Here is a 12847-nt window from a genome sequence, read left to right on the forward strand (position 1 = left end):
TGATGTTGTCCTCCCCCGCGCCCGCGCGAAAATGGCGGACCGAAATTCCCGGTCGGAGGGGGGTCCGCGCGCGATGTACGCGTCACAAGTGACGACATTCGACCGGAAGTACGGGAGAAAAGACAGACCTTGACTTGGACAGGCCAAGTGCACTATGCAGACGCCGGGATCCGGTATCCGGACACGGGGCACTGCTCCACGCGCATGGTCAACGGGCGCGCCGCACCGTCCACTTACTGGACGCCATGAACCCGTGCGCCCCCTGTGCTGCGGCACCGTGGGTTAGGTCACGCTTACTGCCCGTTCCCGTCGGGCATGGAGCGTCATAGAGTCAATCGACGGTGCGCCACCGCGCATGGCGGCACATCGCAAGTCGCCGCCGTCGAGGCCCCTTTGATTCGTAAACGTTCGTTCACACATCCGCATCCGCCCCCGCGGTCACAAGCCGCGGGGGGATCACTGCCGAGGACGGATCACGTCATGCCTCGTCCCATGCCACGTCCGACCACCGCACAGATCACCTACGGTTCGGTGACCGTCGTCTTCTCGACCCTCGCGATGCTGCTGCTCTCCCGGACCGCCTCGGGAGTCGGTATCGCGGTGATAGCCCTGGCCGCGCTCGGCCTCGGCTTACTGGTCGCCATGACGGTTCCGCTGCCGAGGCGTCCCGAGAAACCCGCGGCGCCCCTCGCGCGCACGGTGCCGGCGGCCGCCCCCGCCGACGCGCGCGTACCGGCGCGGCACGCCGCGGTGCCTAGGCGCTGACCACCACCGTCTTGGCGGCCTTGTCGTGCAGGCCCTGCTTGTAGGGCTTGTCGAAGAAGCTCCAGCCGCCGCAGATGACCGTCCAGACGCAGGCGCAGCAGAACGCGAACGGCAGCCAGAGGACGGCCGCGCGGGCCAGCGCGGTCTGCAGGGTGGGCGTGGCACCGTCGTTGAGGTTGGCGACCCGCATCCCCAGCCACTTCTTGCCGAGTGTCTGACCCGTCTTGGAGATCAGATAGGTGTCGTACGCGATGTAGAGCACGGCGGCCAGCAGCGACTGGCCGAACGACTTGCCCGTGTTCACCTCGTCCGGGTCGATGTCGTACGCCGCCGTGCCGAACAGCCACGACAGCAGGCCGACGACGATGCCCACCAGAACCATGTCGATGATGCGGGCGAGCACGCGCTTGCCGCTGTCGGCGAGCGGAGGCATCCCGGCGAGGGGGTCCTGTCCGCCGTAGCCACCGGGTCCGCCGCCGTACGGGTCACCGTCGTACGGCGGGGGCGGGGCGCCGTAGGGAGAGCCGCCGCCCGCTCCCGGGGGCGGGGGACCCGAACCGGGGGGCGGGGTGTCGTACGGGGACCCGCCTCCGCCGCCCTGCGGGGGCTGCGGCGGCCGCTTCTTGAACGGGTCGTCGTCCGGTGACGGGTATTGCGGCGGTTCGGTGCTCATGGCCCGAGTCGACCGCGCCGGTCCGGGCTCCGCATCCGGCGAGCGGCCGACCGGGTTACGCGGCCTCGGCGCTGCTCACCCCGCGACGAAGGTGTTCGCCGCCTTGTCGTGCCAGCACTGGCGCCAGGGCCGGTCGAAGAGGCACCAGACCACGCCGACGACGCCGATCACGAGTACGCCCGGCACGCTGTACACCAGCCAGCGCTTCAGCGCCGCCCCGAACGTCGGTGCCTCGTGCTCCTCGATGTCCCGCACCTCGATGCCGCACACCTTCTTGCCCAGGGTGCGGCCCCACTTGGCGGTGGGCAGCGCCTCGTACACGACGCCGAAGAGCAGCAGGACGGCGAGGATCATGCCGAGGTATCCCGCGGTGGTGCCGTCGAGCAGCCAGACCGTGGTCTTCTCGCCGGAGAGCTTCGCCGCGTCGATCTTGCTGTCGATGTGGTCGGCGGCCTTGGTGCCGAGGGGCAGCGCGGCGGCGCCGGTGACGACGGCGAGGACGAGGGTGTCGAGGAGCCGCGCGGCGAGGCGCCTGCCGAGTCCCGCGGGGCGGGCCGCGGCCTGGGCCTGCGCGACGGCGAGGAACGGGTCCGCGGCGACGGGCTTCCACGGCACGACGGGCTGTCCCTCGCCCTGCTGGGCGGGGGCCGGTTCGGCCGGGCCCTGCGCGAGCTGGTGCACCTGCTGCGCCCACGACTGCGAGCCACCGCCGGGCCCGGAGGTGACGGGTGCGGGGACACCGCCTTGCTGCGGCACGGAGGTCTGAGGCTGCTGCGCTTGGGCCTGCGGGGCCTGGGCCTGAGGCGTGGCCGCCTGCGGAGGTACGCCACCCTGCTGCGGTACGGAGGGCTGCTTGGACTTGGGCCGGATCGCGCGGATGGACATGGTGCCGTCGGTGCCGGCCGACGGGGTGGGCCGACGGAACGTCACTGTGCCCTCGCCCGCGGTCGGCTTGGCGGCGCCCGGCTTCACGGCGCGGATGGTGACCGTGCCGGGGTTGCTGTCCTCGTGCGAGGGGCTCTCGGCGGCGGCTTCGGCGCGGGGCGCCGCGTCCTCGACCACCCGCGGATCGCTCGGCTCCTGGGCATCGCCCCAGGAAACCCGTCGCTCCTGCTCGGCACCGAGACCGGCCTGCCGCCCCGCATCGGCCTGCCAGGCAGCAGCAGGCTCGGGCCGCCCCCCGTGCTGCCCCTGCCCGACCCGGTCTTGCCCCGACGCGACTTGTCCCGACCCGGACTGGCCTGGCAGGGCTTGTCCCGACGCAGCCTGGCTCGACGCGGACTGGCCCGACAGGGCTTGGCCCGACGCCGACTGCCCGGGCGGGAACTGACCCGGCGTGCTCTGCCCCTGCCCGAACTGCCCGGCTACGGACGGCCCCTGCGCGGCAGCCTGACCGGAAGCGGCCTGGCCCGGCCCGGCCTGCCCGGATGAGGCCTGGCCCTGCGGCCCGGACCGACCCGAGGCGCCTTGCCCCGGCGCGACTTGCCCCGACACGGCGTGGCCCGCCGCACCTTGGCCCGGCACGCCCTGGCCCGGCACGGAGTGCCCGGGCGGGAACTGACCCTGTGCCGCCTGCCCCGCCTGGGCCTGCACCGCATGGCCCTGCCCCACCTGGGCCCGCCCCGTCGCGGGCGCCCCCGTCGCAGGCGAGCCCGTCCCAGTCGTCCCCTCCGTGAGCGGGCCCGTCGCGATCGGGCCCGTGTCAGGGGGGCCCGTTTCGAACTGGCCCGTCTGGGGGTGGTGTTCGTCGAAGAAGACGGGGCCCGTTTCCTCCGCGCGGGAGGGGGCGGATGCGCCCGGCGGGGGCGGGAGGGGTTCGCCGTCGGACGGGGCGGGGCGGCTCGTGCCGGGGACCCAGGCGGTGCCGTTCCAGTACCGGACATATCCGGGAATGGACGGGTCGGGGTAGTAGCCTTCGCGAGGCCGTTCGTCGCCTGGGGCCGGAGTTGGGGCGCTCATGTCCGTCGTCCCGTATCTGCTCGGGGGTCTTCTGGGGGCTCCACATCTATCAGACCTCCGTGTCCCACCGGGCGGCTCCCGCCCTTCCGAACCACTTTCCGGGCACGCTCCCCACACTTCCCCCGCGTCCCCCGCACCCCGCCCCGAAGTCGTACGAAGAAATTTCCCGAAGCCGCGTAATGCTCCGGCGATCCCGCCCTCTCCACTCGTACGGGTCCGGTCCCAGGACCCCCGCAGAGAAGAAGGGCATCGACATGCACTCCGTGGTGGAACGCGAGCTGGAGCTCAAACTGGTCCTCTCCCCGGAGCGGGCCATCCCCGTCCCGGCCCGCCTCACCTACCGCACCGACGACCCCTACGCCGTCCACATCGCCTTCCACATCGGCTCCGAGCACCCGGTGAACTGGACGTTCGCCCGCGAGCTCCTGGTGGAAGGGGTGTTCAGGCCGTGCGGCCACGGCGACGTACGCGTCTGGCCGACGAAGGTGGACGGCCGCAGCGTCGTCCTGATGGCCCTCAGCTCGCCGGACGGCGACGCGCTCCTGGAGGCACCGGCCGCCGCCGTGTCCGCCTGGCTGGAGCGGACGCTGCGCGTGGTCCCGCCGGGCTCCGAGGGCGAGCAGCTCGGCATCGACGACGGCCTCGCCGAGCTGCTCGCGCCCGCCTCCGGCCGAGGCCGCGTGGACGAGCTGTGGCTGCGCGACCCGTGGCCCTCGGACGAGTCCAAGGACGGTGAGTGAGCTCCGCCGCCACGGGGGCGACCGCGGAGCGGACACACGGTCAGAACAATTTGCCCGGGTTGAGGAGTGAGTGCGGGTCGAAGGCCGCCTTGACGGCCCGCTGCATCTCCACTCCCACCGGGCCGATCTCGCGCGCCAGCCACTCCTTCTTCAGGACGCCGACCCCGTGCTCGCCGGTGATCGTGCCGCCGAGCTCCAGACCGAGGGCCATGATCTCGTCGAAGGACTCGCGGGCGCGCCGGCCCTCGTCGGGGTCCGCCGCGTCGAAGCAGACGGTGGGGTGGGTGTTGCCGTCGCCGGCGTGCGCGCAGACCCCGATGGTCAGGCCGTACTTCTCGCCGATGCGCTCGACGCCGTCGAGCATCTCCGCGAGCCGGGAGCGGGGCACGCACACGTCGTCGATCATCGTGGTGCCCTTGACGGCTTCGAGCGCGGTGAGCGACAACCGCCGCGCCTGGAGGAGGAGTTCCGACTCGGCGGCGTCCTCGGCCGGGACGACCTGCGTGGCGCCCGCGGCCTCGCAGAGCGCGCCGACCGCGGCGAGGTCGGCCGTCGGGTCGGGGGTGTCGAAGGCGGCGAGGAGCAGCGCTTCGGTGGTCTCGGGCAGGCCCATGTGGGCGAGCGCGTTGACGGCCTTGACCGTCGTACGGTCCATCAGTTCGAGGAGCGAGGGGACGTGGCCGCCCGCCATGATCGCGCAGATGGCGTCGCAGGCGGCCCCGGCCGTCGGGAACTCCGCCGCGAGGACGAGCTGTCGCGGCGGTTCGGGCCGCAGGGCGAGGACGGCGCGGACGACGATGCCGAGGCTGCCCTCGGAGCCGACGAAGAGCCGCGTCAGGTCGTATCCGGCGACGCCCTTGGCGGTGCGGCGCCCTGTGCTCATGAGGCGTCCGTCGGCGAGGACGACGTCGAGCCCGAGGACGTACTCCGCGGTGACGCCGTACTTCACGCAGCACAGACCTCCGGAGGCGGTGCCGATGTTCCCGCCGATGGTGCACATCTCCCAGCTGGAGGGGTCCGGCGGGTAGTACAGGCCGTGCTCGCCGACCGCGCGGGACAGCGTGGCGTTGACGACGCCCGGCTCGACGACGGCGATCCGGTCGACGGGGCTGATCTCCAGGATGCGGTCCATCTTGACGAGGGACAGGACGATGCAGCCCTCGCTGGCGTTGGCGGCGCCGGACAGGCCGGTGCGGGCGCCCTGCGGGACGACGGGGACGCGCAGCTCGGTGGCGGTGCGCATCACGTGCTGGACCTGTTCGACGGTGCGCGGCAGGACCACGACGGCCGGGGTGCCCGCGTCGCAGAAGCTCGCCATGTCGTGGGAGTACGCGGAGGTCACGTCCGGGTCGGTGAGGACCGCCTCGGCCGGGAGGCCCTCCTGAAGGAGGTCGATGAGGGTGCGGCTCATGATCACAGCCTCGCACCCGGGGCCATCGGTGTGAACCCGTGTGCGACGCCGTTCCGCAGGCCGGGATGTGCTCTTCGTATGGACGGCAGTGGCGCACAGTGAGCGTCATGAGGCCTTCGGTGAAGCGTGTGCTGATCGGCTCCGTGGCGGGGAGCGTGGTGATCGGCAGTGCGTATGTGCTGCTGCCGCGGGACGGCGGGGAAGCGGCGCCGCCCGCGCTCGGTCCGGCGGGGCGGGCGATGGTGGCCGTGGGGGCGGGGATGCCCGCCGCCCTGCCGGATCTGACGGCGCTGATCGGGGAGCGCGAGGCGCATCTGCGGGCGCACCCCGGCGACGAGCAGTCCTGGGCGGTGCTCGGCTCGGCGTATGTCGCGAAGGGCGTGCGGACCGCCGACTTCGCGAATTACCCGAAGGCCGAGAGCGCGCTGCGCACGTCGCTGAGGACGCGGCCCGAGGGGAACCCGGAGGCCCTGACGGGTCTTGCCACGCTCGCCAATGCCCGGCACGACTTCCGGGCGGCCCGGAAGTGGGGCGAGCTCGCGGTGCGGCAGGCGCCGAAGCGGTGGACTGCGTATCCCGCGCTGATCGACGCGTACAGCGGGCTCGGGGACACGAAGGCGGCGGCCAAGGCCCTGGAGTCCCTGCAGAAGCTGGGCTCGGGCGCCGCGGTCCTGACGCGGACCGGGCAGGTCTACCGCAACCGCGGCTGGCGCGAGGACGCGAACGCGGCGCTGACCGACGCGGCGGCGCTCGCGGAGGCCCCGGCGGAGAAGGCGGCGGCGCTGCACCGGGTCGGGGAGCTGGCGTGGGAGCGGGGCGAGCCGACGGAGGCGCTGCGCTATTACGACGTGGCGCTCGCCACGGAGGCCGACCACCACCCGTCCCTGGCGGGCCGGGGCCGCGCCCTCGCGGCGCTGGGCCGCACATCGGAGGCGCTGCAGGCCTACCGGTCGGCGCTCACCCGGCATCCGCTGCCCGAGTACGCCCTGGAGCTGGGCGAGTTGTACGAGTCGTTGAAGCTGGGTCCCGCGGCGCGAGCGCAGTACGACGTGCTGCGGACCCGGGTGCGGCAGGGCGGTGCGGGAGGCGTCAACAACCAGCGGATCCTCGGCCTCTTCGAGGCGGACCACGGCGACGCGGACGCGGCGGTGAAGCGGCTCACCGCGGAGTACAAGCGGCACGGCAGTCCGGAGACGGCGGACGCGCTGGGCTGGGCGCTGCACAGGTCCGGGGACGGCGAGGCGGGTCTGAAGCTGGTCACGAAGGCGATGGACAAGGGGCCGCGCAGCGCCCTGTTCGCCTACCACCGCGGGCAGATCGAGCGGGAGCTCGGCTGGTACGGCGCGGCGCGCCGCCACCTGCGGGAGGCGCTGCGCGTCAACCCGTACTTCTCGCCGCTCGGCGTGCCCGCTGCGAAGAAGGCCCTGAAGGCGCTGGGCGAGCCGCCGGAGGGCGGTCCCGAGCAGGTGTACGCGCCGAGCGGGGAGGTGGCTCCACCGCTGCCCCGGCCACGGCAGACGCCGCCGCGCAAGCAGCCGCAAGCCAAGCCGTCACCCCGCGACTGAGTCCGGTCCCGGCACGGGACCCCACGGCGCTTCGAGCGCGGCCCGCAGGGCGTCGGCCGGGGCCGGGCCGATGCGGGCGGCGAGCAGTTCCTCCAGGCGGGTGAGGACGGTGGTCGCCTCGTGGTGGGCGCGCTCGCCCTGGGGGGTGCGGCGGATGAGCCGCTGTCGGGCGGACGCGGGGTCGGGGACCTGCTCCAGGAGTCCGGCGCCGACGAGGCCGTGCACGGCCTGGTGGGCGGTCTGCCGGGTGACGCCCATGCGGCGGGCCAGTTCGGAGACGGTGGTGCCGTCGTCGTCGAGGACGGCGAAGAGCTGCACCTGCGTCAGGGAGACGGGCGGGGCGCCGGTCGTCTCCATGGCGGCGAGGAGGCCCTCCTCGAACCAGCGGCGGGCCTCGCCGAGGAGCTGGGGCAGGTTGCGTCGAACGGGTTTCTCGGTCATTAATGTCAGGGTACCTGACATTGCCCGGCCGCACGATGGCCCGGCGATGCCTTCAGTGCCCGAGCCTCGAGGAGCGCCCCCATGACCATCGAGTACGCCACCCGCTACCGCCGCACCTCCCACATCCCCCCGGAGCCCGGCAAGCCCTACTTCATCGAGAAGGGCGACGGCGACCGCGCCCACCTGTTCGGCGACCTCGTCACCGTCTACGCGGGCGGCGAGCAGACCGAGAACACCTTCAACTTCTTCACCGTCGAGGGCCCCAAGGGCGACCTCATACCGGCCCATGTGCACGCCGACACCCACGAGGTCTTCTACGTCACCCAGGGCGCCGTCCGGCTCTTCGTCGAGGACACCGAGGGCATCCAGCAGGAGAAGCTGCTCACCCCCGGCGACTTCGGCTTCGTACCGAAGAACTGCACGCACGCCTACCGCATGGAGCGCCACCACAGCCAGGTCGTCGGCGTCGCCGCGGGCCCCGGCGGCACGTTCGAGCGCTTCTTCGAGAACCTCGGCGCGCCCGCGGAGGAGCACGGCCTGCCGCACCGGCCGCTGATCCCCGAGCCCCACAAGTTCGGCACCGTTCCCAAGCAGTACGACGTGAACTTCCTGCCCGACCACCAGTGGCGGACCCGGTGACGGGGCCCGCGCTCCGCGAGCTGATCGCCGCACCCCACCCCGACGTCGCTCCCCTGCCGCCCCCGGCGGTGCGCGCGCCCGGCGTACGCGAACTGCGCGGCGTGCCCTACCGCCAGGACCGGGGCAGCCGCCCCCTGGAACTCGACCTGTGGCTGCCCGGGACCGCCCCCGCGGCGGGGCCGGCGCCGCTGGTGCTCTTCGTGCACGGCGGCGCCTGGCTCCAGGGGCGCCGCGACGACATGGGGATGCGCACCCGGCACTGGTCGCCGGGGCCGTTCGCGCGGATCGCCGCCGCCGGGCTCGCCGTGGCCTGCGTCGACTACCGGCTCAGCGGCGAGGCCGGCTTCCCCGGCCCGCTCGACGACCTGCGGGACGCGCTGCGCTGGCTCACCCTGCGCGGCGCGGAACTGGGCGTCGACGCCGGACGGACCGTGGTCTGGGGCGAGTCGGCGGGCGGCCACCTCGCCTCGCTGCTCGCCCTGACCCACGAGGAGGGCGCCATCGCCGGGGCCGTGATCTGGTACGGGCCGAGCGATCTGACCGCCCCGCGCGGCCACTTCACCCCGGAGGACCCCGCGACTCCCGAGGCGCTCCTGCTCGGCGCGGCCCCGGCGACGGTCCCTGAGCGGGCGCGGGGGGCGAGCCCACTGTCCCGGGTCCGCCCGGGCGCACCGCCGTTCCTGCTGGTGCACGGCGACGCGGACACGATGGTGGACCACTCCCACAGCGCGTCGCTGGCCGCCGCGCTGGAGCGGGCCGGGGCACCGGCCGAGCTGTGGACGGTCCCGGGCGCGGACCACGGCTGGCACGGTGTGGCCGACGCGGAGGTCGAGCGGATCTTCGCGCGCTCGCTGGAGTTCGCGCGGCGACGCACATCGGCCTGAACGGCGGCAACGCCGGACAGGCTGGGGGAATCCAGCTTGTCCGGCGTTTGAGGACGAGCAGGGCGCAGCCCGCGACAAACGGTGCTTACAGATTGCCCCGCTTCTCCTGCTCGCGCTCGATCGCCTCGAAGAGCGCCTTGAAGTTGCCCTTGCCGAAGCCCATCGAGCCGTGCCGCTCGATCATCTCGAAGAAGACGGTCGGGCGGTCCTGGACCGGCTTGGTGAAGATCTGGAGCAGGTAGCCGTCCTCGTCGCGGTCGACGAGGATCTTCAGCTCGCGCAGGGTCTCGACGGGCACGCGGGTCTCACCGGCCCACTCGCCGAGGGTGTCGTAGTACGAGTCGGGGGTGTCCAGGAACTGGACGCCCTGCGCGCGCATCGTGCGCACGGTCTCGACGATGTCGTTCGTGGCGAGCGCGATGTGCTGGACGCCGGCGCCGCCGTAGAACTCCAGGTACTCGTCGATCTGCGACTTCTTCTTGGCGATGGCGGGCTCGTTGATCGGGAACTTGACCTTCAGCGTCCCGTCCGCGACCACCTTCGACATCAGCGCGCTGTACTCGGTCGCGATGTCGTCGCCCACGAACTCCTTCATGTTCGTGAAGCCCATGACCTTGTTGTAGAAGCCGACCCACTCGTTCATCTTGCCGAGCTCGACGTTGCCGACGCAGTGGTCGATCGCCTGGAAGGTGCGCTTGGCGGGCGGCTCGACGATCGGGTTCGCGGGCACGAAACCGGGCAGATACGGGCCGTCGTAGTCGGTGCGCTCCACCAGGGTGTGGCGGGTCTTGCCGTACGTGGCGATGGCGGCGAGCACGACCGTGCCGTTCTCGTCCTTCTCCTCGTACGGCTCGGTGATGCCGCGGGCACCGTGCTCGACGGCGTAGGCGTACGCGGCGCGCGCGTCCGGCACCTCGATCGCGAGGTCGATGACGCCGTCGCCGTGCTCGGCCACGTGGGAGGAGAGGAAGTGACCCCAGTCCGTGGAGGGCTTGATGACGGAGGTGAAGACGAAGCGCGCACCGCCGTTGGTGAGGACGTAACTCGCGGTCTCGCGGCTGCCGTTCTCCGGTCCGGAGTAGGCGACCAGCTTCATGCCGAACGCCGTGGAGTAGTAGTGCGCGGCCTGCTTGGCGTTGCCCACGGCGAAGACGACCGCGTCCATTCCCTTCACCGGGAAGGGGTCGGCCTCGCGCGCGGTGTCAGGGGTGTGAGTGGTGGTCTCAGTCATGCTGTGAGACTCCCGCCGAACCGCAAGGTGCGCAATAGTTCGCGTTTTTAGTGGTCAATCTGCCCAGTGGGTGACCAGGATGGGCGGGCTATCTGTACATCATGACCACCGTGGAGGCGTCATGGCGATCGATCATCTGGACGGCAGACTCATCGTGCTGCTGGCACGGGAGCCGCGTATCGGGGTTCTTGAGGCGTCCCGCAGGCTCGGCGTCGCGCGCGGCACGGTGCAGGCGCGGATGGACCGGCTTCAGTCCAATGGAGTCATCCGGGGCTTCGGCCCCGAGGTCGATCCGGCGGCGCTCGGCTATCCCGTGACGGCCTTCGCGACGCTGGAGATCAAACAGGGCCAGGGCGCGGACGTACGCGCGCATCTGGCGACCGTCGCCGAGGTGCTCGAACTGCACACCATCACCGGTCACGGCGATATGCTCTGCCGCCTCGTGGCCCGGTCGAACGCCGATCTCCAACGTGTGATCGACCGGGTCGTGGGCTTTGATGGCATCGTCCGGGCCTCCACGGCGATCGTCATGGAAAACCCCGTTCCGCTGCGGATCATCCCGCTGGTGGAGCAGGCGTCCGAAGACCCCTGAGTTCCTTCGGAAAGACGAGGTGAGCACTTCAGTGAACTTCTGGGACTACCTCGGCAACCGCCACCAGCAACTGCTGACGGACGCGTATCAACACGCGAGCGCCGTCTTCCAGTGCATGGTCGTCGCCACCGTCATCGGCGTACTGATCGGCGTCCTCACGTACCGCAGCGAATGGGCGGGCAACCTCGCCACGACCGTCACGTCCACCATTCTCACCGTGCCCTCCCTCGCCATGATCGGCCTGCTGATCCCGGTCGTGGGGCTCGGGGTCGCGCCGACCGTCGTCGCGCTGACCCTGTACGGGCTGCTGCCGATCGTGCGCAACGCCATCGTCGGGCTGCGCGGCGTCGACCCCTCCCTTGTCGACGCCGCCAAGGGCATCGGGATGTCCCGTGCCGCCCGGCTCTTCAGGGTGGAGCTGCCGATCGCCTGGCCGCCCATCCTCACCGGCATCCGCGTCTCCACGCAGATGCTGATGGGCATCGCGGCCATCGCCGCGTACGCGTCGGGGCCCGGCCTCGGCAACGAGATCTTCCGCGGCATCGGCTCGCTCGGCAGCAAGAACGCGCTCAACCAGGTGCTCGCGGGCACGCTCGGGATCGTCGTCCTCGCGCTGCTCTTCGACGCCGCGTACGTCCTGATCGGCAGGCTGACCATTTCGAGGGGGATCCGTGCCTGAGACCACCGCCACCTCCGGGGCCACCACCGCCTCCGGGGCCACCACCTCCGGGGCCACGATCGAGCTGGAGAACCTCACCAAGCGCTACCCGGGCAACGGCGAACCCGCCGTGGACAGCGTCAACATGGAGATCAAGGCGGGCGAGACCGTCATCCTCGTGGGGCCTTCCGGCTGCGGCAAGTCGACCACCCTGAAGATGATCAACCGCCTGATCGAGCCGACCGGCGGGCGCATCCGCATCAACGGCGAGGACGTCACCGACATCGACCCGGTGAAGCTGCGCCGCAAGGTCGGGTACGCGATCCAGTCCTCGGGCCTCTTCCCGCACATGACCGTCGCGCAGAACATCGCGCTCGTGCCGAAGATGGTCGGCTGGGGCAAGGCGAGGATCGCTTCCCGCGTCGAGGAGATGCTCGACCTGGTGGGGCTCGACCCGGCGGAGTTCCACCACCGCTACCCGCGCCAGCTCTCCGGCGGCCAGCAGCAACGCGTCGGCGTGGCCAGGGCGTTGGCGGCGGACCCGCCCGTGCTGTTGATGGACGAACCGTTCGGCGCCGTCGACCCGATCACCCGCGACCACCTCCAGGACGAGCTGATCCGGCTCCAGCACGAGCTGCACAAGACGATCGTCTTCGTCACGCACGACTTCGACGAGGCCATCAAGCTCGGCGACCGCATCGCCGTCCTGCGGGAGCGCTCGCACATCGCGCAGTTCGACACCCCCGAAGCGATCCTCACCAACCCCGCCGACGACTTCGTGTCGGGCTTCGTGGGCGCGGGCGCGGCGCTCAAGCGCCTGAACCTGACCCGCGTACGGGACGTGGAGATCGCCGACATTCCCACGGTGACCGTCGACGACCCGCTCCAGGACATCTTCGACAAGCTGCGCGGCAGCAACACCAACGAACTGCTCCTGCTCGACAAGCGCCGCCGCCCCTACAAGTGGCTGCGGCGCGGCGACCTGATGCGCGCCAAGGGTTCGCTGGCCCGCGCGGGCACCCTCGTCCACGACACGGTGACCCGCGACGCCACCCTGCGCGACGCGCTCGAAGCCGTCCTCACGGACAACGCGGGCCGCGTCGCGGTGACCGGGCGGCGCGGCGAGTACACGGGCGTCGTCGACATGGAGACGCTGATGAACTCCGTCCACGAGATGCTGGAGGCCGACCGCCTCGAAGCCGTCGAGCACCAGCACCAGCTGGAGGAGCAGCGCGCCCGGCTGACCCACTTCGAGCAGGAGGGCTACGGCGGGGAGGCGAAGGCGTGAG

The 12847-nt window shown here is 71.8% G+C and carries 13 protein-coding genes and 1 pseudogene; 8 read left to right on the forward strand and 6 right to left on the reverse strand.

The features are described from left to right. The first annotated feature begins 492 nt into the window (after nt 1–492). Entirely contained in the window at nt 493–765 is a 273-nt protein-coding gene (locus ACH4D5_RS04050; RefSeq protein WP_398298260.1) for a hypothetical protein, read from the forward strand. Here the strand turns inward: ACH4D5_RS04050 and ACH4D5_RS04055 are convergent. From ACH4D5_RS04055 to ACH4D5_RS04065, 3 genes and pseudogenes are all read right to left on the reverse strand, one after another. Then, nucleotides 755–1438 (reverse strand): RDD family protein, encoded by a 684-nt coding sequence (locus ACH4D5_RS04055; RefSeq protein ID WP_398298262.1) that lies wholly within the window; start codon nt 1436–1438, stop codon nt 755–757. The genes ACH4D5_RS04050 and ACH4D5_RS04055 overlap by 11 nt on opposite strands. Nucleotides 1439–1513: 75 nt before the next feature. Further along, on the reverse strand, nt 1514–2500 hold the full coding sequence (locus ACH4D5_RS04060) for an RDD family protein (RefSeq protein ID WP_398298541.1): 987 nt from the start codon (nt 2498–2500) through the stop codon (nt 1514–1516). 774 nt (nt 2501–3274) lie between these two features. Next, nucleotides 3275–3397, reverse strand: a pseudogene (locus ACH4D5_RS04065) (DUF2510 domain-containing protein); the annotation flags it as partial. Nucleotides 3398–3651: 254 nt separating this feature from the next. Between ACH4D5_RS04065 and ACH4D5_RS04070 the strand changes: the two are divergent. After that, nucleotides 3652–4137 carry an SsgA family sporulation/cell division regulator gene (locus tag ACH4D5_RS04070; protein ID WP_398298264.1) on the forward strand — a complete coding sequence of 162 codons (486 nt, stop codon included), beginning with the start codon at nt 3652–3654 and terminating at the stop codon, nt 4135–4137. A gap of 40 nt (nt 4138–4177) precedes the next feature. On the opposite strand, the gene ACH4D5_RS04075 is transcribed toward ACH4D5_RS04070, so the two are convergent. Then, nucleotides 4178–5548: an FAD-binding oxidoreductase gene (locus ACH4D5_RS04075; RefSeq protein WP_398298266.1), complete on the reverse strand. Its 1371-nt coding sequence runs from the start codon at nt 5546–5548 to the stop codon at nt 4178–4180. Nucleotides 5549–5655: 107 nt separating this feature from the next. Here ACH4D5_RS04075 and ACH4D5_RS04080 point away from each other — a divergent pair, with 107 nt between their 5' ends. Continuing rightward, complete coding sequence (locus ACH4D5_RS04080; protein WP_398298268.1) at nt 5656–7113, forward strand: tetratricopeptide repeat protein; 1458 nt, start codon at nt 5656–5658, stop codon at nt 7111–7113. Here ACH4D5_RS04080 and ACH4D5_RS04085 read toward each other — a convergent pair. Then, on the reverse strand, nt 7099–7554 hold the full coding sequence (locus ACH4D5_RS04085; protein ID WP_398298270.1) for a MarR family winged helix-turn-helix transcriptional regulator: 456 nt from the start codon (nt 7552–7554) through the stop codon (nt 7099–7101). The two genes, ACH4D5_RS04080 and ACH4D5_RS04085, sit on opposite strands and share 15 nt — an antisense overlap. An 81-nt stretch (nt 7555–7635) precedes the next feature. On the opposite strand from ACH4D5_RS04085, the gene ACH4D5_RS04090 reads away from it, so the two are divergent. Next, nucleotides 7636–8193: a quercetin 2,3-dioxygenase gene (locus ACH4D5_RS04090; protein WP_398298272.1), complete on the forward strand. Its 558-nt coding sequence runs from the start codon at nt 7636–7638 to the stop codon at nt 8191–8193. Further along, nucleotides 8190–9077 carry an alpha/beta hydrolase fold domain-containing protein gene (locus tag ACH4D5_RS04095; protein ID WP_398298274.1) on the forward strand — a complete coding sequence of 296 codons (888 nt, stop codon included), beginning with the start codon at nt 8190–8192 and terminating at the stop codon, nt 9075–9077. The genes ACH4D5_RS04090 and ACH4D5_RS04095 overlap by 4 nt, the downstream gene beginning before the upstream one ends. 85 nt (nt 9078–9162) lie before the next feature. Here the strand turns inward: ACH4D5_RS04095 and hppD are convergent, their stop codons facing one another. Next, a complete protein-coding gene (gene hppD, locus ACH4D5_RS04100; protein ID WP_398298276.1) occupies nt 9163–10308 on the reverse strand; it encodes a 4-hydroxyphenylpyruvate dioxygenase in 1146 nt (381 codons plus the stop codon). A 121-nt stretch (nt 10309–10429) separates the two neighbouring features. Between hppD and ACH4D5_RS04105 the strand changes: the two genes are divergently transcribed. From ACH4D5_RS04105 to ACH4D5_RS04115, 3 genes are read left to right on the forward strand one after another with little or no spacing between them, the layout of a single operon-like run. After that, nucleotides 10430–10900, forward strand: a complete 471-nt coding sequence (locus ACH4D5_RS04105) for an Lrp/AsnC family transcriptional regulator (protein ID WP_030794967.1) — start codon at nt 10430–10432, stop codon at nt 10898–10900. 31 nt (nt 10901–10931) lie between these two features. Then, nucleotides 10932–11579 carry an ABC transporter permease gene (locus tag ACH4D5_RS04110; RefSeq protein WP_398298543.1) on the forward strand — a complete coding sequence of 216 codons (648 nt, stop codon included), beginning with the start codon at nt 10932–10934 and terminating at the stop codon, nt 11577–11579. Further along, complete coding sequence (locus tag ACH4D5_RS04115) at nt 11572–12846, forward strand: betaine/proline/choline family ABC transporter ATP-binding protein (RefSeq protein ID WP_398298278.1); 1275 nt, start codon at nt 11572–11574, stop codon at nt 12844–12846. Before ACH4D5_RS04110 ends, ACH4D5_RS04115 begins: the two co-directional genes overlap by 8 nt. Nucleotide 12847 lies beyond the last annotated feature (1 nt).

The sequence above is a fragment of the Streptomyces sp. NPDC018029 genome, from assembly GCF_044327655.1.
In the GTDB taxonomy this organism is placed as follows: domain Bacteria; phylum Actinomycetota; class Actinomycetes; order Streptomycetales; family Streptomycetaceae; genus Streptomyces.